Genomic DNA, 19268 nt, shown 5'->3' with positions numbered 1-19268 from the left:
GAACACCCAAAACCCCATTCTGGGAGCCCCCCGCAACGGCGTGTGAAATTGCGCAAACCCTGGGCAAAACGCTCAGGAAATAGAGCAAATTGGCCTATTTCACTGCCCAGGCCCGCCGCCTAATCTAGAGCCCAACAACCCATCTTCCGGATCAAGGGCAATAACAAAATGACTGAATACAAACTGGCGCTGGTCGGCTTCGGTGGTGTCAACCGGGCGTTGGCCCAACTGATTGCCGAGCGTAATGAAGGCTGGAAAACCGAGCTGGGTTTCAGCCTCAAGATTGTCGGGGTGACTGACTTGTTTCTGGGTTCGCTGATTGGCCGTGAAGGCCTGGACGCTGGAGTGCTGGCTCGGTTGCCGGCAGTCAAGGGGGCTTTGGCCCAGCTGCCTGGTGGCACGGTCGAGGCCTTGAATGAGGCGGTGATCAAGGATTCGGGGGCAGACATCATCGCCGAGGCGACCTTCACCAATCCAGTGGATGGCGAGCCTGCTACCTCGTTCTGCCGTTGGGCCCTGGAGGCCGGCAAGCATGTGGTGACCACCAACAAGGGGCCGATTGCCCTGCACGGTGCCGAGCTCAAGGCCCTGGCCCTGCGCAACAAGGTGGCGTTTGAATACGAAGGTTCGGTGATGAGCGGCACACCGGTGATCCGCCTGGCCAAACAGACCCTGGCCGGCAGTGCGATCAACGGCTTCGAGGGCATTCTCAACGGTACTTCCAACTTCGTCCTGACCTGCATGGAAGGCGGCCTGGGGTTTGCCGAGGCGGTGCGCCAGGCGCAGGAACTGGGTTACGCCGAAGCCGACCCGAGCGCCGATGTCGAAGGTTACGACGTGCGCCTCAAGGTGGTGATCCTGGCCAATGAATTGCTGGACGCCAAGCTGCAGGTCAGCGATGTCAGTTGCCAGGGCATCAGCGCCCTGACCCTGGACGACATCGCCAAGGCCCGCCAGGAGGGTGCGCGCTGGAAGCTGATTGGCGCCGCCACGCGTCAGGCCGACGGCTCGGTCAGTGCGCGGGTCGAACCGCGCCTGCTGCGCAACGACCACCCATTGGCCGCGATCAGCGGCGCCACTAACGCCGTGTCGTTCACCAGCCCATTGCTCGGTGCAGTGACGGTCTCGGGGCCGGGCGCCGGGCGCATGGAAACTGCATACGCGTTGTTGTCGGACATCATCAGCCTGCACCAATCCGTGGTCACCCACTAGGAGAAAGCCTGTGAACCTATCGCGTCTGGCCCTGGCGGTTGTTGAACCGCACATCGATGTGTTGAACCCGTTTGACGGCAGCGTCGTCGGCACGGTTGTCAAGGTGGATGCGGCCCAGGTCCCGCAGCTGCTGGAGCAGGGCCGGCATGGCGCGCGCCTCTGCGCCGCGCTGCCGCGCCATCGTCGCGCACGGATTCTCGAGCAGGCCGCGCTGGCCATCGAGCGCGACGCCCAGGGCTTTGCCCGGCTGATTGTCGAGGAAGCCGGCAAGACCCAAGTGCAGGCGCAAAAAGAGGTCAAGCGCTGCGTCAACACCCTCAAATTGTCGGCCGAGGAGGCCAAGCGCAACGCCGGCGAAGTGGTGCCGTTCGATGCCTATGAAGGCTCCGAGTCACGCCAGGGCTGGTTCACCCGTGAGCCGTTGGGCCTGATCGTCGCGATCACCCCGTACAACGATCCACTGAACCTGGTGGCGCACAAGCTCGGCCCGGCGATTGCCGGGGGCAATGCGGTGATCCTCAAGCCCTCGGAGTTGGCGCCCTTGTCGGCCCTGCGCCTGGTGGATTACCTGGTGCAAGCCGGGCTGCCGGAGGCGGTCGTCACGGTCGCTACCGGTGGGGCCGAGTTGGGCCGCGCGCTGGTGGCCGCCCGCGAGGTGCGGATGATTTCCTTCACCGGCGGCTTCGTCACCGGCGAAAAGATTGCCCGCACCGCCGGCCTGAAGAAGCTGGCCATGGACCTGGGCGGCAATGCGCCGGTGATCGTGATGGGCGACTGCGACTTGCCGGCGGCGATCGACAGTTGTGTGTCCGGGGCGTTCTGGGCGGCCGGGCAGAACTGCATCGGCACCCAGCGCCTGTTGGTCCAGGCGTCGGTCTATGAGGCCTTTCGCGAAGGCTTCGTGCGCCAGGCCGAGGCGCTGGTCGCCGGTGATCCTGCCTTGGCGAGCACTGATATCGGGCCGATGATCACCCCGCAGGCCGCACAGAATGCCGAGCAGGTGGTCAACGAAGCCTTGCGCGAGGGCGCCACGCTGCTCTGCGGTCATCGCCGCCAAGGTTCCTGCTACGCGGCAACGGTGCTGGAGAATGTCGATCACGCCAGCCGGTTGTGGCGCGATGAAGTGTTTGCCCCGGTGGTGGTCCTGCAACCCTTCGACAGTTTCGATGAGGCCATCGCGCTGGCCAACGAGCCGGAGTACAGCCTGCACGCAGGGATCTTCACCGGTAACCTGGCCACGGCCATGAGCGCTGCTCGGCGGATCGAGGCGGGAGGGGTGATGATCAACGACTCCTCGGATTACCGCTTCGATGCGATGCCGTTCGGCGGCTCCAAGTACGGCAGCCTGGGACGCGAAGGGGTGCGCTTTGCCTATGAGGAAATGACCCAGCCCAAGGTGGTGTGCCTCAACACGCCGGCCTAGGTGCTGGAAGGTCTCAGTTCCCGGAAGATGCCTTTAAGTCATCGTACCTCTTTCGGGGTTAAGCAACCCAGGCAGCGATTTTATTCTGCTTGAACCTAGCGCTGCCATCACCCTCATCTAGACCCATCAGGCCCGTCATCCCACGATAACCACTGGTTATCGTGGGATGACGGGCTTTTTTGCGTGGAAAAAAAACACTGGCACTTGGCGATTGCGAAATCAGAAAAACGCATGTCATACTACGTCGTACAACAACAGCGAGGCGCTTGACGATCCTCCATGATCTTCAGCGGACCTCCATGGAAGGCGGGCATTTCATGAGTTTTGAAAGTCAACGCGTCAAGCAGATCTCTTCTTCTCCGAGCATGATTATCTCCATGCGTGCCAAGGAGCTGGCCAGCCAGGGTCGCGACATTGTCGACATGAGCCTGGGTGAACCGGATTTCGATACCCCGGCCCACATCATCGACGCGGCCTGCCAGGCCATGCGTGACGGCCATACCCGCTACACCGCGCCCCAGGGCACCCTGGCCTTGCGCCAGGCGATCGTCAGCAAGTTCCAGCGCGAGAATGGCCTGGACTACAGCGTCGACGAGATCACCGTGGGCAACGGCGCCAAGCAGGTGATCTTCAACACCTTCATGGCCACCCTGGAAGCCGGTGACGAGGTGATCATCCCCGCGCCGTACTGGGTCTCCTATTCCGATATCGTCACCTTGAATGGCGGCAGCCCGCAGGTGATTGCCTGTGGCATCGAGGTCGGCTTCAAGCTGACCGCCGAGGCGCTGCAGGCCGCGCTGACCGAGAAGAGCCGCTGGCTGGTCCTCAACTCGCCGTCCAATCCCAGCGGCGCGATCTACTCCCTCGCCGAGCTGCAAGCGCTGGGCAAGGTGCTGGAAGACTTTCCCAATGTGCTGGTGATGTCCGACGAAATCTACGAGCACGTGCTGCTCGCCGACCAACCGTTCGTGTCCTTCGCCAATGCCTGTCCGCAGTTGCGTGAGCGCACCCTGCTGATCAATGGCGTGGCCAAGGCCTATGCCATGACCGGCTGGCGCATCGGCTACGCCGCCGGCCCCAAGGCGCTGATCGCCGCGATCAGCAAGATCCAGTCGCAAAGCACCTCAGGCGCCAGCGCGATTTCCCAGGAGGCATCGCGCGCCGCGCTGCAAGGCCCGCAGGATTTCGTCAAGCACAGCGCCACCGAGTACGCCGCGCGCGGTCGTCTGTTGGTGGACGGTCTGCGCCAGTGCGCCGGCTTGCGCCTGAGCGCACCGGCAGGGGCCTTTTATGCCTTCCCCGAGTGCAGCCAGCTGCTCGGTCGGGTCAGCCCGGACGGGCAGGTGATCAGCGATGACGTCGAGTTGTCGGCCTATCTGCTCAACCATGCCGGTGTCGCCGTCGTGCCGGGGTTGGCGTTCGGGTTGCCGGGGTACTTCCGGCTGTCGTTCGCCACCTCCCGGGAAAACCTACAAAAAGCTGTCGTTCGTATCCGCGAAGCGCTGGATGCCTTGCGCTGAAGTTCTTCGCCCTTTCGCTGTGCCAAAGCTGCCATAACAATAGTCGGAGATCCCCATGCTCGATAAAAAGAAACAGCTGCTTGCCCTAGTCGTCGCTGCTTGTCTGGGCACCAGCGTTGCACAGGCTGACGACCTCACAGGAACCCTGAAGAAAATCAAGGAATCGGGCACCGTCACCCTCGGCTACCGCGACGCCTCGTTGCCGTTTTCCTACCTCAACGATGCCCAGCAACCGATCGGCTACAGCATCGAGCTGTGCCAGAAAATCGTCGACCAGATCAAGGTCAAGGTGGGCGAGCCGGGCCTCAAGACCGAGTACGTCTCGGTTGTCGCGGCGACCCGTACGCCACTGTTGATCAATGGCACCATCGACCTGGAATGTGGGGTGACCACCAACACCGTCGAGCGCCAGAAACAGATCGGCTTCCTGCTCACCAGCTATGTGGCCAGCGCCAAGTACGCGGTGAAGAAGACCGCCGGCATCAACAGCGTCGCCGACCTCAAGGGCAAGGCGGTGGTGGTGATTACCGGGGGCAGCGGCGAGTGGATCACCAAGAACCTGGACCGGGAAAAACAGCTGGGCCTGAAAATCCTCAATGCCAAGGACGGTGGCGAAGCCTTCCTGATGCTGGAAACCGGGCGCGCCGTGGCCTACATCAACGACGACGTGCAGTTGATGGCAACCATCGCCCAAAGCCGCAGCCCGGATGCCTACACCTTGCTGCCCGAGCCGATGTCCGCCGAACCCTATGCCATCGGCATCCGCAAGAACGACCCGCAGTTCAAGTCCTTTGCCGATGACGTGTTGCGCAACCTCTACAGTACTGGCGTGATCGATACCCAGTACCCGAAATGGTTCGAGCAGCCGATCCCGCCGAAGAATGCCGTGATCAACCTGCCGATGAGCGAAGCGCTGAAACAAGCCATCGCGCACCCGAACGACACCGGCGTCTGATGCCGGTTTGCCAATGAGCTGAGGCGCTTTTCAAGGCGCGGGCGCTGGCTTGCCAGTTCCTGCGCAGGGGAGAGCGTGTCCAGCGTGCAAGCGTTGTGCTTTTTCTTAAAGGTTGGTGGTTGATGGATTACAACTGGAACTGGAGCGTGTTCTGGGATTTCGCTCCCGGAGAAACTTCGTCGTATCTGCACTGGCTGGTCACCGGCACCAGCTGGACCCTGGCGACCACCCTGGTCGCGTTCATCCTCGCGTTGTTGATCGGTGGCCTGGTCGGCACCCTGCGCACCAGTACGCTGCGGCCACTGGTATGGCTGTGCAACCTGTACACCGAGGTGTTTCGCAACATCCCGCTGCTGGTGCAAATGTTCATCTGCTTCTTCGTGGTGCCCGAGTTACTGCCGGTGTCGATGGGTGATTACCTCAAGCAGGATTTGCCCTATCCCTCGTTCTTCAGTGCCGTGGTGGCGCTGACCCTGTTCACCTCGGCCAAATTGTCGGAGCTGTTCAAGGCCGGTATCGAGTCGGTTGCCGGCGGGCAGCGGGGTGCGGCCCTGGCGCTGGGCTTGCGCCCGACCCAGATGTACCTGCAGGTGTTGTTGCCCCAGGCGATCCGCGTGGTATTCCCGCCGCTGACCTCCGAGGCCCTGAACACCCTGAAGAACTCATCGGTGGCCCTGACCATCGGCTTGATGGAGTTGACCGCGCAGGCGCGCAACGTCAGCGAGTACTCGTTCAACACCTTTGAGGCGTTCACCGCCGCAACCGTGATCTACGTGGTGATTTCGCTGCTGGTGACCTTTGTCATGGGTCACATCGAACGTTCCCTGGCCATTCGCGGCGCGACGAGGTAGTCATGTTTGATCTAGACCCAAGCGTCATTGTCCGGGCCATGCCGGCCCTGTGGAATGGCCTGAAATTCACCCTGCTGCTGACCCTGGTGGCAATGTCGGTCGGCATCGTCGCCGGTACCTTCCTGGCCCTCATGCGTCTGTCGCACAACCGCGTGCTGCGCGGCTTTGCCCTGGGCTATGTGACGGTGATGCGCAGCATCCCGCTGGTGCTGGTGATCTTCTGGTTCTACTTCCTGATGCCCTTGCTCCTGCAGATGGCCTTCGGCACCGAACGCCCGGTGCAGATCGGCCCGGTGGTCACCGCCTTCGTGACCTTCTGCATGTTCGAGGCGGCCTACTACAGCGAGATCATTCGTGGCGGTATCCAGAGCATCAGTGGCGGCCAGCGACAGGCCGCGGCCGCCCTCGGCCTGCGTCCGGCGCAATCGATGATCTACGTGATCCTGCCTCAGGCGCTGCGCCGCATGACCCCCTTGCTGCTGACCCAGACCATCATCCTGTTCCAGGACACCTCACTGGTGTACGTGCTGTCCATCGCCGACTTTACCGGCGCGGCCAGCAAGTTCGCCCAGCGTGACGGGCGCCTGGTGGAGCTGTACCTGTTCGTGGCCCTGGTCTACCTGGTGATCTGCTACTTGCTCTCCAGCCTGACCAAGCGCTTGAAAAGAAATGTAGGGAGAACCGCATGATCCAGATGAAAAACCTGAGCAAATGGTACGGCAACTTCCAGGTCCTGAAGAACTGCACCACCGAGCTCTCGCGTGGTGAAGTGATGGTGGTGTGCGGGCCATCCGGTTCCGGCAAGAGCACCCTGATCAAATGCGTCAACGGCTTGGAGCCGGTGCAGGAAGGCGAGATCTTTATCGAGAACCAGCCTGTCACGGGCAAGGGTGTCGACCTGCCGAAACTGCGTGCGCGGGTTGGCATGGTGTTCCAGCATTTCGAACTGTTCCCGCACCTGAGCATCATCGACAACCTCAACCTGGCGCAGATCAAGGTGCTGGGTCGCGACCGCGACACGGCGACCAAAAAGGGCATGGCCCTGCTGGAACGCGTCGGGCTCAAGAGCCATGCGCACAAGTACCCGATCCAGTTGTCCGGCGGCCAGCAACAGCGGGTCGCCATTGCACGGGCCCTGGCCATGGACCCGATCGCCATGCTGTTCGATGAACCGACCTCGGCGCTCGACCCGGAGATGGTCAACGAAGTGCTGGACGTCATGGTCCAGTTGGCCCGCGAGGGCATGACCATGATGTGCGTGACCCATGAAATGGGCTTCGCGCGCAAAGTGGCTGACCGCATCGTGTTCATGGATGGCGGCGAGATCATCGAGGACGTGAAGTCCGAAGAGTTCTTCGGCGCCCCACGCTCGGACCGGGCCCGCAGTTTCCTCTCGAAAATCCTCCAGCACTAAGGCGTTGCACGCCGGCCGCTCCCACAAGGCCCGGCGCAATCCCTGTAGGAGCGAGCGCTCGCTTGCGGCCTGCTCGCGATGGTCTGGAGAACGCCGCGGTTATTCTGGATGTGCGCGTTATCGTTGACGTTTTTCGCGAGCTCGCTCCTACAGTGAGCTTGGCCGCCCGCAGGTTTTGCAGACACTCAGCAAATTTAATGTTGGAGCGAGCGCCCGCTTGCGGCCTGCTCGCGATGGTCTGGAGAGCGCCGCGGTTATTCTGAATGCACGCGTTATCGTTGACGTTTTTCGCGAGCAAACGGAACGCCGCCCGGCTGCTCCCACAAGGCCCGGCATCGTTTAACTGCTCGAAATTAGCTGATACCCCTCGGTTTTTTTGCTGTCTCCCCCCGCGCTTTGCTAGCTGCCGCACAGTTCCCCCTGCGATCGCTCACTGGTGCTTGGCTTTTGTGCCAGATTTCCCTACAGGATATTCATTGCAGAGGGGCTGACATGCCACTGAATCGAGGACGACGTATCCGCAAGGCGATGGGGCAACGCCACATCAACAAACACTACGCGCTGGCTGCCGCCATGGGGGTTAGCGAAAGCGCGGTATCGCGCTGGTGCCAGGGCGGTCCCATGACCCTGGCCAATGTCATCGCCCTGTGCGAGTACCTGGACGTATCGGCAGACTGGCTGCTGCTGGGGCGCGGTGGCATGGAGCAGCACCGAGAGCCGGCGCCATGGCCGGTCGAGCAGCCTTTCCCCGATCTGTGTGACCGGGCACGTGCGCACCTGATCCGTGTTCTTCAAGACCCTGCCAGCGGCTACTGAGCACCACGCACGCGAAGTGCGCAGCACGCATGCGCCATTGCTTGTGGGCCTGGCACAAGCTTGCCAGGGTGGTGACGCGCTAAGTGCACCGCAAGGGTGTCGGGCGCCAGTGACGATTGTGCGGTTCAAACTGTTAAGGAGAACGACCCATGAAACAGATCTCAAGCAATCCGGTGACCTCCCTGCTCAACACCACAGTGGTGGGCCAGCCGTGGCAAAAGAGCTACCAGCTCGGGTTGGGTGTCGATGCCATCACCGGTCAATTGCGTGCCTCGGCGGTCAAGCCGTTCACGGTGACCCCGGCGGGGCAGAAGTCGACGGAATTCATCTATTCACTGGTGCAGTCCGAGAGCGACCTGCAGAGCATGATTTCCGGCTCGGTGAAGGCCGCCTACAACCTTGAGGGGGTGAATGTCTCGGCCAGTACCTCGTTCCTCAACGAGATGGCGGTTTCCGAGCTGAGTGTGACACTGGTGGCCCAGGTGTCGATCGAGGAGAGCCAGTACGCGCTGGCGCAGAAGAACGAACTGAACGTGACTCCAGGCGAGGATTTTCGCAGCAAGTACGGCGACTATTTTGTCGCAGGCTACAGGGCCGGTTCATCCTTGTATGCGATCTACCAGTGCCGTTTTTCCAGCGCCGAGCAACGCAACAAGTTCACCGCCGCGATGGCCGCCGATGTGCCCCAGGTGTTCAGTACCGAGGGCAGCGCCAGCTTCGAGAGAATCTCCAAGGAACACAACGCCAGCGTCTCAGTGCGGATCAAGGCCACCGGGGTCAACAGCGCGATCCCCTCGCCACCGAAAACGGGCTGGACCGCCGAGACCATCGTCACCGAGTTGCTGCCGTGGTTCAACCAGTCGCTGCAAGCCAATCAGTTGGAAACCTACCTGCAGCACTATCGAGTGATCGACCCGTCGATTTCCGGCGAAGTGCCGGTCAGCCCGGTGGTGTTTTCCGAGCTGAGCTTTCTCTACAACCGTTTCTGGCTGGCGCGCGCCTTGTTCAGTAGCTGCCCGGACTTCGGCCGACGCCTGGTCGAGGAGCCGTACCACCGGCTGGAATCGAAAATCCAGGCGCAGCAAGCCTCCTTGCCCAAAGACTCGAAAATGATCGAGTTGTTAACCGATGAAACCAATCGCCTGCTCAACGGCCTGCGCGAGATCAACAACCGCCAGGTGTTCTACACCCAGGTGGTCGCGGCGGGAAAAAACGAGCCGAAGAAGGACCAGAACTTCGACGCCGACAAGGGCACGGTGCGCTGGAGCTTCGGGTTCCAGAAAGGCGACCTGCCGGGGATCAACATCCAGAGCGTCTCGGACCATGTCGAGGCGAAATGGCGGATCGGCTGGAACAAACACGTGTTCTCCTTCCGTGATTCGACCAAGGTGATTGTCGGCTGGGACATCATCTGCAACTGGGACGATGGCACGGGCGGCGACTGGCACAAAGTCAGCGAGCAGGTAATCGGTCGCAGTAGCGGCGATGTGTTCGTCAAGAGCGACTACGACCGAGGCTACAGCTGGAACATCGTCTGGTACCTGGTGGAGGCCAACCTCTACCCGGTGGGCCCATGGCTGGCCACCGCCGTGCATGCCCAGGACTTTTCCGCGAGCGTTACCACATCGCTCGAAGACCTTGCCGCGCTGTGGACCGCCGAACGCACGGCCAGCGCACAGCCACTGGATCGCTCCACTCACGCGCTGGATGAATACCCGCTGCCGGAGGCTGGCCGGTCGATCGTCGGCGGCGACGCCAACAGTCTGTTGGCCGGGGGGACACCGCCGTCTGCGGGCAGCTTGAGTGTGCACCTGGGGCCAGATACTTCGCGGGTTCAGCACCTGCATGAGTACCCGCAGCGTACCGTCGGCAAGCTGTTCTTCGATATGAATGGCAGGCCGTGCACCGCGTCGGCGGTGGTGGTGCATCGATCCGGGATCTTGACGGCGGCCCACTGCCTGCTGCTCGATGGGCATCAAGCCAGCAATCTCTATTTCGTCCCCGCCTATGAAAACGGCAACGCCCCTTACGGTGGCTGGCAAGTGGAGAACTGGAATTGGCCGACAGCCTGGGAGAGCACCCAGAGCCCGGCCTGGGACCTGGGTTTTTGCAAGGTCAAACCCGGCCCCGATGGCCGCGGAGTAGGGGATGTGGTCGGTTGGGTGGGCTTGCAGTGGGGCATGGTTGCCGGTTGCTGGAGGAACACCGGTTATCCGGGGCAAGCCACGGTGCTGTTCCCGTTCGACGGTCAAGTGCCATGGCAGAGCATTGGCAGTCAGGTGGCCAGTGCCGCGCCGTCCATCGTGGTCAAGCACGATGAGTTGACGGCGGGTGGCAGCGGCGGACCCTGGTTCATGATCAATGAGCCGCAGTTGGTCAATGGTGTGTTCAGCCAGTACAACATCGACCTGCAACAGAACTACGGACCGGAGTTCGGCCCTTGGGTCGGGGAGTTCTACCACGGGGTGTTTGGCTCAGCCTTGAACCAGGATCAGGACTGATCGTTAGCCCCTTGCACCGCTAAAAACCCGGGAGCCTGGTGCTCCCGGTTTTTTTGCTGCCCTCAGCGGCGATCCAGCCACACGGTCTGGACGTTGCAGAATTCGCGGACGCCGAAGTGCGACAGTTCGCGGCCAAAACCACTTTTCTTCACGCCGCCGAAGCTCACGCGAGGGTCGGAGGCGCTGTAGCCGTTGATGAACACGCCACCGGTTTGCAGTTCGTCCGCCAGTTGCCGGGCCAGTTCCAGGTTGCGGCTGAAGACAGTCGCCGTCAGCCCGAACTCGCTGTCGTTGGCCAGCGCCAGTGCATGGGCGGCATCGCGGGCGGTGATGATCGACGCCACCGGGCCAAACAGTTCCTGGCGGAAGGCGGTCATCTGGTCGGTGACGTCGGCCAGAATCGTCGGCGGATAGTAGTTGCCCGGGCCTTCGGCCTTGGCGCCACCCAGCAGCAAGGTCGCGCCTTGCTCCAGGGTCTCGCGCACCTGCTCGTGCAGCTCGTCGCGCAGGTCAACACGTGCCATCGGGCCGATGTAGGTTGCGTCGGCCAAGGGGTCGCCGACCACCAGTTGGCGAGTCAGCTCGACGAACTTGCGGGTGAATTCCTCGACTACGCCCTGTTCGATGATCAGGCGCTTGGCGGCTGCGCAGACTTGCCCGGTGTTCTGGTAGCGGCCGAGCACTGCGGCCTTGACCGCTTCATCGAGGTCGGCGTCGTTGAGCACGATGAACGGATCGCTGCCCCCCAGTTCCAGCACGCATTTTTTCAAGGCCGCACCGGCCTGGGCGCCGATGGCCATGCCGGCGCGCACGCTGCCGGTCAGGGTCACGGCGGCGATCCGGGGATCGGCAATCGCACTGGAGACGCCGTCCGGCGTGACGTTGATGACTTCGAACACACCCTCGGCAAACCCGGCCTGGCGCAAGGCATCGCGCAGCAGGTAGGCGCTGCCCATCACGTTCGGTGCATGTTTGAGTACGTAGGTGTTGCCGGCGATCAGGGCTGGAACCGCGCCGCGCAGGACTTGCCAGATCGGGAAGTTCCACGGCATCACCGCGAGAATCGGCCCCAGCGGGCGGTACTCGATGCGCGCCTTGGCGCCTTCCACCTGGGTCGGCTCGGCAGCGAGCATGGCCGGGCCGTGTTCGGCGTACCACAGGCAGAGCTGGGCGCATTTTTCGATTTCACCACGGGCCTGGGTCAGCGGCTTGCCCATTTCCAGGGTGATCATCCGGGCCATGCTCGTGGCGTTGTCGCGTAGCGCCTGGGCCAGGGCAATCAAGGCCTGGGCTCGCTGGGCGAGCGGGGTACGGCGCCAGGTGGCGAACCCGGCACTGGCCCGGGCCAGCGCCGCATCCAGTTCAGTCGCGGACTCATAAGGGTAGTGGCCGATCTGCTCGGCGGTGGCGGGGTTGATCGAAAGGGCATGGGTGAGGCTGGAAATCTGGGTCATGGCACCGTCCTGCTGGGTGGGAATAGATGCAGGCTACGCTGGCGCTTGACTGCTGAAAACTGAATAATGCTGAGCATATCGTTCACGAATGGAGAATGACTTGGATCTGGTTCAGCTGGAGATTTTCAAGGCCGTGGCCGAGCACGGCAGTATCAGTGCCGCCGCGCAGCACATCCACCGGGTGCCCTCGAACCTGACGACGCGGATCAAGCAACTGGAGCAGGACCTGGGGGTGGATCTGTTTATCCGCGAGAAAAGCCGCTTGCGCCTGTCGCCGGCCGGCTGGAGTTTTCTCGACTACGCGCGACGGATTCTCGACCTGGTCGGGGAGGCCCGGGCGACGGTTGCCGGGGAAGAACCCCAAGGCTCGTTTTCCCTGGGCTCACTGGAGAGCACGGCGGCGGTGCGCATTCCTGCACTGCTGGCGGCCTATAACCAACAGTACGCCAAGGTGGCGCTGGACCTGTCCACCGGGCCCTCCGGGACCATGATCGACGGTGTATTGTCCGGGCGCCTGGCGGCGGCCTTCGTCGACGGACCGGTGCTGCACCCGGCACTGGAGGGAGTGCCGGCGTTCGAGGAGGAGATGGTGTTGATCGCCCCCCTCAATCACCCGCCGATCCACCGCGCGCGGGAGGTCAACGGCGAGAGCATTTATGCGTTTCGCGCCAATTGTTCCTACCGGCACCACTTCGAAAGCTGGTTCGCCAAGGACGCGGCAGTGCCGGGGCGGATCCACGAGATGGAGTCCTACCACGGCATGCTCGCCTGCGTCAGCGCCGGTGCCGGCCTGGCCCTGATGCCCCGCAGCATGCTCGAGAGCATGCCCGGTTGCAGCACGGTGAGCATCTGGCCGCTGTCGGAGTCGTTCCGCTACCTGCGCACCTGGCTGGTGTGGCGCCGGGGCACGGTGTCGCAAAGCCTGAGCATGTTTGTGCGGATGCTCGAGGCGCGTGGGGTGGTGGGATCAGAGGCAACCGGGCGCAAGCCGGCTTAATACGTATGCCTGTCCACCACCCGCTTCACCGTTTCCAGGGCCACCTGCAAGCTAGCCAGGTCCAGGGAGCCCAGTGCCAGGCGGATGGCGTGGGGCACGTGGCTGGAGGTGGCAAAGGGTTCGGCGGTCGACACCGAGACGTTCTCGCGCAGCAGGGCCATGGCAATCTGGTCGGCGCGCACTTCTTCGCCCAGGGGCAGCCAGAGGAAGTAGGCGTTGGGGTGACTGGTGAACGGCAGGCCGCGCAGGACGGCGCGGGCCAGGGCTTGGCGCTGTCTGGCATCCTCGCGCTTGTGTTGTTCCAGGCGTAGCACGGTGCCGTCGTCGAGCCAGTTGCAGGCGATCGAAGTCATCACGCCGGGGGTGTTCCACACGGTGGCCCGGATGCTCCGTTCCAGGGCTGGGATCCAGGGCAGGGGCGCCGCGACAAAACCGACCCGCAGGCCGGTGGCGACATTTTTCGACAGCCCCGAGACGTACACGGTGCGCTCCGGCGCCAGGGCAGCCAGGGGCGGTGGCGGGTCATCGGCAAGAAAGGCGTAGGCGGCGTCTTCGATGATCAGCAGGTCGTGCTGGCGGGCGATCTGCACCAGGCGCTGACGCCAGTCGGCACTGGCCACCCAGCCCAGCGGGTTGTGCAGGGTCGGCATGCAATACACGGCGCGCACCTTGCGTCGCCGGCATAGGCGCGCCAGGGCGTCGAGGTCAGGTTGCTGGTTGGCGGCGGCAATCGGCGCCAGTTCCAGGCGCTGGCTCTCGGCGAGGACTTTGAACCCGGGGTAGGTGAGGGCGTCGGTGGCGACCACATCTCCGGCGCGCAATAGCCCCATCAGGATGACGGCCAGGCCGTGCTGGGCGCCGCTGACAATCAGTACCTGCTCTTCACTGACCGCAAGACCGCGACAGTGCAGGTGCCGGGCGACGCTGGCCCGCTCATGGGGGCGACCACCGTGGGGCTGATAACGCAGCAGGGCTTCCAGGTCACCGCTGTTCGCCAGTTGCCGCAAGGCGCCGCGCAGCAGTTCGGCCTGGCCGGGGAGTGCGGGATAGTTGAAGTTGAGGTCGAGCAGGCCCGCGGCGACGGCGTGCTGGTCGACTCCCAGCCCGGCGGGCAGCGCGGTCTCACGGACAAAAGTGCCGCGGCCGGCTTCGCCGCTGACCAGGCCCATGGCTTCGAGTTCGCCATACACCCGAGTCGCGGTGGCCAGGGCCAGGCCTTCGCGAGTGGCCAGTTGGCGATGGGTGGGCAGACGCGTGCCGGGTGTCAGGCGGCCGGCACGGATGTCGGCGGCGAAGGCGTCCACCAGGTACTTGTAGCGGGAACGGGCCATGGGCTTGTATCCAGTACAATAATTTGATTGTACTGATTATTGGCCCTAGCCTGAGACCGCACAACCGCCCCAACAGGCGGACGCCAGCCCACTCAGCGGACGACCCGGTCATGCATATCGCGATCCTGACTTTTGACGGTTTCAACGAACTCGACTCCTTGATTGCCCTGGGGCTGCTCAACCGGATCAAGACCCCGGGCTGGCGCGTGTCGATTGCCAGCCCGACGTTGCGCGTGCGCTCGATGAACGGGTTGGTGATCGAGTCCCAGGCCACGCTGCAGGAGGCGAACGAGGCGGATGCGGTGATTGTCGGCAGCGGTGCGCTGACCCGTGAAGTGGTCGAGGACAGTCAACTGATGGGCCAATTGCGCCTGGACCCGCGGCGGCAACTGCTGGCGGCGCAGTGCTCCGGGACCCTGGTGCTGGCCAAGCTGGGGCTGCTGGAAGGGGTGCCGGCCTGCACCGACCTGACCACCAAACCCTGGGTCCAGGCCGCGGGGGTGGACGTACTGAACCAGGCGTTCTTCGCCAGGGGCAACGTGGCGACCGCCGGCGGCTGCCTGGCGTCAACCTACCTGGCGGCCTGGCTCATCGCCCGCCTGCTGGGCCAGGAGGCGGCCAGCAATGCGGTGCACTACGTGGCCCCGGTGGGAGAAAAACAGCTGTATGTCGAGCGCACCCTGGCCAATATCCAGCCTTACTTGTAGCGGTGCCCGGTTCTGGTGCTTGAGCCGAGCCGACCACCAGTGTCTGCTCGGCGTGTGGGCCATGGCTTAAAAGTCGTAGCGGCTGGTCACCATCACATTGCGTGGGTCGCCGTAGTACGAGGAGTTATAGAAGCCGATGTTGGTGTAGTAGTACTTGTCGAACAGGTTGTTGACGTTGACCGTGGCCGACAGGTGCTCGGTGAACTGATAGCGGCCCATCAGATCCACCAGCCAGTAAGCATCCTGGGAGAACTTCTCCTCGCTGGACTTGGCCCGATTGGTCAGGACCTGCCAGCCTTGTCCCTGCCAGCGTGCACCGCCGCCGAGGGTCAACTTGTCGAGGTTGCCCTGCAGTTTGTAGCTGCTGTAGAAGCTCAACTGGTCCTCGGGTTCCCAGGTGGACACCTTGTTGCCGTGCTCGTCACGCACGACCTTGTGGGTATAGCCGGCCTGCAATTGCCAGCCAGGGGCCAACTGCCCGGAGATTTCTGCTTCGTAGCCTTTGGTCTTGGCCTTGATGCCCTGGTAGGCGTACTCCACGGCGGGGTTGGTCGGGGCCGCGTTGTAGGCGTTGTCGGCTTCGGCACGGTTGGTCTCGTGGATCTCGAAGTACGCCAGGCTGGTGTTGAGCTGGCCATCGAAATACTCGCCCTTGATGCCCAGCTCGTAGTTCTTGCCCTCATCCGGTTCCAGGACTTTGTTCTGGCTGTCGATGTAGTAGAGCTGTGGCATGAAGATGCTGGTGTAGCTGGCGTACAACGACAGGTTCTGGCTGAGGTCGTAGGTGACGCCGGCGTACGGCACCAGCTTGCCGGTTTCCCGGGTGTCGCTGGTGCCCGTCAGCCAATAATTCGCCACGCGGGCGCCGAGCATCAGGTTGAGCTCATCGGTCAGGCTAAAACGTGCTGTGGTGTAGCCGGCAGTCTGGCGCGTGGTTTCATCCGTCGGGGTGGCCACGCCCCAGTCCGGCTTGATGCTGTCGCCGTCCCAGTGATAGAAGTCGATCACGTTGTTGGTGTAGGTCGGGCTGTAGTAGCTCTTGGCTTTCCAGTGGGAGTTGGAGGCCGAGGTGCCCACCACCAACTGATGCTCGCGACCCAGCAGGCTGAAGGGTCCGGACAGGTAAAAGTCGCCGCTGTCGCTGGTGGTTTCCCCGGTGAACTTGTTGGCGTACACGCTGGAGGTTCCGGTCAGCGCATTGGGGCTGCTCTGCACCGAACCGATCTCGGCGTGATAGCCATTGATCTGGTGGTTGTACTGGCCCTTGGCGACCCACTCATTGGCAAAGCTGTGTTCCAGGGTGGCGAATACCGTGCGGGTGTATTGCTCCCAGCCACTCCATTTCGCCCCATTGTTGAAGGCGCGTGGCAGGCTGATGCGATCGCCATTGGAATCGAACAGTGGGCGGCTGCCGGACCAGCCCGAGCCTTTGGGGTCGTTGTCCTGGTAATCGGCACCCAGGGTCAGCAGGGTGTCGGGGTTGAGGTCGATTTCCACGGTACCAAAGTAGACGCTGGTCTTGCGCTGGTAATGGTCCATGAACGAATGCTTGTCCTGGTAGGCGGCGACCGCCCGTGCCCGCACATTGCCGGTTTCGGTCAACGGCCCGCTGAGGTCGATCTGCGAGCGGTAGTTGTCCCAGCTGCCAGCGCCCAGCTCCACGTTGCCCTTGAACTCGGCGGTCGGTTTCTTGCGGATCAGGTTGATGGTGCCGCCGGGGCCACCTGCGCCAGTGAGTAACCCGGTAGCCCCCTTGAGCACTTCGACACGGTCGTAGACGGCCATGTCGGTCAAGGTCTGGCCGGCCGAGAAGGCATCGTTGCGCAGGGTCGGAATGCCGTCGTACTGGAAGTTCTGAATCGAGAAACCACGGGCGTAGTAGTTGGTGCGCTCGCTGTCGTAGGTCGAGACGGTGATCCCCGGTGTATGACGCATCACGTCGTCGATGGAGACCAGGCCGAAGTCATCCATGGTCTGGCGGGTCACCACTGAAATCGACTGCGGGGTTTCCTGCGGCGTCAGGACCAGGCGGGTGGCCGTGGCGATGGTGCCCGGGGTGTAGGAACCGGTGCCTTCGGTGATGGTCCCCAACTGGTTGGCGGTGACTTCTGTCGCCTCCAGCGCAATCGATCCGGTGGACAGTGGCCGACTCACCAACTGATAGCCGTCGTTGCTGGCGCTGGCGTCCATGCCGCTGTTACGCAGGATCTGCGCGAATCCTTCGGCGACGCTGTAGCTGCCGCGTACACCCTCGCTGCGCAGTCCCTCGACCTGGTGCGAGGCGAACGCGATCGGCACGCCGGCGGCCTGGGCGTAGCGACCGAGCACTTCGCCGAGCGGGCCGGGCGCGATATCGAAGGCCTGGGTTTGCTGTTGGGCATACGCCAGGGTGGGCAGGGCCAGCGGCAGGCTGCCCAGCAGCATGTGGCTGGCGAGCAGCAAACCGCTGCGGGTGAACGACGTTGAAGCCATCTTCTGTGTGCTCCTTATCAATGTTGGCCAAAGGAAGGACGCAGCAGAATCGCAAACATGAAATCAGCGCGAAAAATTATTCGCTTTCGCGTTTCAGCGACACCCGGGTGATCCACGGGCTGTAGCTTTTCACCTCGATCGGCAGGGTGCGCGCCAGCAGGCGCAGGGCGCGGTCGCTGTCGTCGGCCGGCAGCATCACCGTCACGCGCAAGGCCTGCAGGGCCTGGCGGTCGAAGATCAACAGCCCCGGGCGATGGCGCGCAACTCGTGCCAGCACATCGGCCAGGGATTGGTCGTGGGCGAGTAACTGGTGGGCACTCCACGCGGCTTGCAGGGCAGTGCCATCGACCTGGCTGACGGCGCCCAACCCCTGGGCGTCGAAGCGCACGCGCTGGCCCGGATTGAGGGTCAGGCTGCGTCCGACGCTGTCGATGCGGGTCGAGGATTCCAGCATGCTCACCTGGGTTGCGTCGCCGATGCGCTCGACGATGAACCGCGTACCCAGGGCGCGAATGGTGCCGTGGGGGGTGTCGACGTAGAACGGACGATGGGCGTCCTTGGCCACGTCGATCAGGATCTCGCCTTCGAGCAACCGCACGCGGCGTTGCGCGGAGTCGAAGTCCAGATCGACGGCGGAGCTGCTGTCCAGCTGCAGTTGACTGCCATCGGCGAGGTATTCGTGCCGCCACTGGCGGCTGTCGGTGCTGTGATCGGCCAGCAGGTAACCGTCCTGCCAATACTGGTAGCCGGGTGCTGCCGTCAGTCCCAGTACTGCCAGCAACGCCAGGCCCTTGACCCCCGACGCCCGGCGCCGCGGTGGCTGTGCTCGGCGCAGGGCTGCCCGCGCAGGGAGTTCCTGCAGGGGCGCAATGTGGCCCTGCAGCCGCGTGATCGCCTCGTGGTGCTGCGGGTCTGCCGCCAGCCAGGCGCGGAACTGTTGTTCGGTCTGCGCATCGGCATCGCTGCCGTGATCCAGGCGCACCAGCCATTCAGCGGCTTGGCGCAATACCTGGGGGGCGATTGCGGGTTTCATGCCTGGGCACATGCGTCGCAGGCCAGCAGCGCTTCCACCAGGTCGTGTTGCACCGTGCGCACGGTCACCCCCAGGCGCTCGGCAATCTGCGCCTGTCCCAGGCCATCGAGATGACGCAGGATGAAGGTTTCGCGCACCCGGGGTTTCATCCGGGCCAATGCCCGGTCGATGGCTTCGAGGATCTGGATGGCCTGGAGGATCTGCTCCGGCGACGGCGCTTGATCGAGGTAGGCAGCGCAGCGTTCAAGTTCCTCGCGAAACGCCAGTTCCAGGCGCAGGCGCCGGCCATTGTCGATCAACAGGCGCCGGGCCACAGTGGCCAGGAAGGCCCGGGGTTCACGCGGGGCGACGTAAGGGCCGGCCGCCAGCAGGCGAATGAAGGTGTCCTGCGCCAGGTCCGAAGCGTGGTGCGAACACTGCACGCGGCGGCGCAACCAGCCGAGCAACCATCCATGATAGCCACGGTACAGGGCTTCAAGCGTCGACGACTCGGCTGCGGGGGAGGGCTTCATGAGAAAATCTAGCAAGTGGTAATGTTTCGCATTCTATTGCGTCGGATGGAGAATCCGCAATGCTTAACAT

At 63.2% G+C, this 19268-nt stretch carries 16 protein-coding genes; 11 read left to right on the top strand and 5 right to left on the bottom strand.

Annotation, left to right across the window (positions count from 1 at the left end; translation table 11 throughout):
* Window positions 1–168 precede the first annotated feature (168 nt).
* The 9 genes from QMK50_RS02780 (at window position 169) to QMK50_RS02740 (ending at window position 10692) form a co-directional block, all read left to right on the top strand.
* Window positions 169–1212 carry a homoserine dehydrogenase gene (locus QMK50_RS02780; RefSeq protein ID WP_320332473.1) on the top strand — a complete coding sequence of 348 codons (1044 nt, stop codon included), beginning with the start codon at window positions 169–171 and terminating at the stop codon, window positions 1210–1212.
* A 10-nt stretch (window positions 1213–1222) separates the two neighbouring features.
* Window positions 1223–2635: an aldehyde dehydrogenase family protein gene (locus QMK50_RS02775; protein ID WP_159996581.1), complete on the top strand. Its 1413-nt coding sequence runs from the start codon at window positions 1223–1225 to the stop codon at window positions 2633–2635.
* A gap of 317 nt (window positions 2636–2952) precedes the next feature.
* Window positions 2953–4155 carry a pyridoxal phosphate-dependent aminotransferase gene (locus QMK50_RS02770; RefSeq protein ID WP_095169935.1) on the top strand — a complete coding sequence of 401 codons (1203 nt, stop codon included), beginning with the start codon at window positions 2953–2955 and terminating at the stop codon, window positions 4153–4155.
* Window positions 4156–4210: 55 nt separating this feature from the next.
* Window positions 4211–5110: a transporter substrate-binding domain-containing protein gene (locus tag QMK50_RS02765; RefSeq protein ID WP_095169861.1), complete on the top strand. Its 900-nt coding sequence runs from the start codon at window positions 4211–4213 to the stop codon at window positions 5108–5110.
* A gap of 122 nt (window positions 5111–5232) precedes the next feature.
* Window positions 5233–5961: an amino acid ABC transporter permease gene (locus QMK50_RS02760; protein ID WP_159996577.1), complete on the top strand. Its 729-nt coding sequence runs from the start codon at window positions 5233–5235 to the stop codon at window positions 5959–5961.
* Window positions 5962–5963: 2 nt separating this feature from the next.
* Window positions 5964–6650: an ABC transporter permease subunit gene (locus QMK50_RS02755; RefSeq protein ID WP_320332472.1), complete on the top strand. Its 687-nt coding sequence runs from the start codon at window positions 5964–5966 to the stop codon at window positions 6648–6650.
* Complete coding sequence (locus tag QMK50_RS02750) at window positions 6647–7375, top strand: amino acid ABC transporter ATP-binding protein (RefSeq protein ID WP_095169864.1); 729 nt, start codon at window positions 6647–6649, stop codon at window positions 7373–7375. Before QMK50_RS02755 ends, QMK50_RS02750 begins: the two co-directional genes overlap by 4 nt.
* Before the next feature lie 492 nt (window positions 7376–7867).
* Window positions 7868–8191, top strand: a complete 324-nt coding sequence (locus QMK50_RS02745) for a helix-turn-helix domain-containing protein (RefSeq protein WP_095169866.1) — start codon at window positions 7868–7870, stop codon at window positions 8189–8191.
* A 149-nt stretch (window positions 8192–8340) separates the two neighbouring features.
* Window positions 8341–10692: a hypothetical protein gene (locus QMK50_RS02740; RefSeq protein WP_320332471.1), complete on the top strand. Its 2352-nt coding sequence runs from the start codon at window positions 8341–8343 to the stop codon at window positions 10690–10692.
* A gap of 62 nt (window positions 10693–10754) precedes the next feature.
* On the opposite strand, the gene QMK50_RS02735 is transcribed toward QMK50_RS02740, so the two are convergent.
* Complete coding sequence (locus QMK50_RS02735) at window positions 10755–12146, bottom strand: aldehyde dehydrogenase family protein (RefSeq protein WP_095169868.1); 1392 nt, start codon at window positions 12144–12146, stop codon at window positions 10755–10757.
* Window positions 12147–12246: 100 nt separating this feature from the next.
* On the opposite strand from QMK50_RS02735, the gene ptrR reads away from it, so the two are divergent.
* Window positions 12247–13143 (top strand): putrescine utilization regulator PtrR, encoded by an 897-nt coding sequence (ptrR, locus tag QMK50_RS02730; protein ID WP_159996573.1) that lies wholly within the window; start codon window positions 12247–12249, stop codon window positions 13141–13143.
* Here the strand turns inward: ptrR and QMK50_RS02725 are convergent.
* Complete coding sequence (locus QMK50_RS02725; RefSeq protein WP_320332470.1) at window positions 13140–14474, bottom strand: PLP-dependent aminotransferase family protein; 1335 nt, start codon at window positions 14472–14474, stop codon at window positions 13140–13142. The two genes, ptrR and QMK50_RS02725, sit on opposite strands and share 4 nt — an antisense overlap.
* 110 nt (window positions 14475–14584) lie before the next feature.
* On the opposite strand from QMK50_RS02725, the gene QMK50_RS02720 reads away from it, so the two are divergent.
* Window positions 14585–15181, top strand: a complete 597-nt coding sequence (locus QMK50_RS02720; RefSeq protein ID WP_320332469.1) for a DJ-1/PfpI family protein — start codon at window positions 14585–14587, stop codon at window positions 15179–15181.
* A 66-nt stretch (window positions 15182–15247) separates the two neighbouring features.
* Here QMK50_RS02720 and QMK50_RS02715 read toward each other — a convergent pair whose 3' ends face one another.
* The 3 genes from QMK50_RS02715 to QMK50_RS02705 form a co-directional block, all read right to left on the bottom strand.
* Entirely contained in the window at window positions 15248–17653 is a 2406-nt protein-coding gene (locus QMK50_RS02715; RefSeq protein WP_320332468.1) for a TonB-dependent siderophore receptor, read from the bottom strand.
* A 76-nt stretch (window positions 17654–17729) separates the two neighbouring features.
* Window positions 17730–18686 carry a FecR family protein gene (locus tag QMK50_RS02710; RefSeq protein ID WP_320332467.1) on the bottom strand — a complete coding sequence of 319 codons (957 nt, stop codon included), beginning with the start codon at window positions 18684–18686 and terminating at the stop codon, window positions 17730–17732.
* Window positions 18683–19198, bottom strand: a complete 516-nt coding sequence (locus tag QMK50_RS02705; protein WP_320332466.1) for a sigma-70 family RNA polymerase sigma factor — start codon at window positions 19196–19198, stop codon at window positions 18683–18685. The genes QMK50_RS02710 and QMK50_RS02705 overlap by 4 nt, the downstream gene beginning before the upstream one ends.
* Between the last annotated feature and the right edge of the window lie 70 nt (window positions 19199–19268).

The sequence above is a fragment of the Pseudomonas sp. P5_152 genome (genome assembly GCF_033989915.1).
Classification (GTDB): domain Bacteria; phylum Pseudomonadota; class Gammaproteobacteria; order Pseudomonadales; family Pseudomonadaceae; genus Aquipseudomonas.
Note: the sequence above shows the minus strand (reverse complement) of the source record. Positions and strands in the feature narration are given on the sequence as shown.

Coding starts and splice junctions, on each gene's coding strand:
- QMK50_RS02715 (WP_320332468.1), bottom strand. CDS start 17,653: ATGGCTTCAACGTCGTTCACCCGCAGCGGTTTGCTGCTCGCCAGCCAC.
- QMK50_RS02765 (WP_095169861.1), top strand. CDS start 4,211: ATGCTCGATAAAAAGAAACAGCTGCTTGCCCTAGTCGTCGCTGCTTGT.
- QMK50_RS02735 (WP_095169868.1), bottom strand. CDS start 12,146: ATGACCCAGATTTCCAGCCTCACCCATGCCCTTTCGATCAACCCCGCC.
- QMK50_RS02755 (WP_320332472.1), top strand. CDS start 5,964: ATGTTTGATCTAGACCCAAGCGTCATTGTCCGGGCCATGCCGGCCCTG.
- QMK50_RS02780 (WP_320332473.1), top strand. CDS start 169: ATGACTGAATACAAACTGGCGCTGGTCGGCTTCGGTGGTGTCAACCGG.
- QMK50_RS02745 (WP_095169866.1), top strand. CDS start 7,868: ATGCCACTGAATCGAGGACGACGTATCCGCAAGGCGATGGGGCAACGC.
- QMK50_RS02770 (WP_095169935.1), top strand. CDS start 2,953: ATGAGTTTTGAAAGTCAACGCGTCAAGCAGATCTCTTCTTCTCCGAGC.
- QMK50_RS02740 (WP_320332471.1), top strand. CDS start 8,341: ATGAAACAGATCTCAAGCAATCCGGTGACCTCCCTGCTCAACACCACA.
- QMK50_RS02705 (WP_320332466.1), bottom strand. CDS start 19,198: ATGAAGCCCTCCCCCGCAGCCGAGTCGTCGACGCTTGAAGCCCTGTAC.
- QMK50_RS02710 (WP_320332467.1), bottom strand. CDS start 18,686: ATGAAACCCGCAATCGCCCCCCAGGTATTGCGCCAAGCCGCTGAATGG.
- QMK50_RS02750 (WP_095169864.1), top strand. CDS start 6,647: ATGATCCAGATGAAAAACCTGAGCAAATGGTACGGCAACTTCCAGGTC.
- QMK50_RS02720 (WP_320332469.1), top strand. CDS start 14,585: ATGCATATCGCGATCCTGACTTTTGACGGTTTCAACGAACTCGACTCC.
- QMK50_RS02760 (WP_159996577.1), top strand. CDS start 5,233: ATGGATTACAACTGGAACTGGAGCGTGTTCTGGGATTTCGCTCCCGGA.
- QMK50_RS02725 (WP_320332470.1), bottom strand. CDS start 14,474: ATGGCCCGTTCCCGCTACAAGTACCTGGTGGACGCCTTCGCCGCCGAC.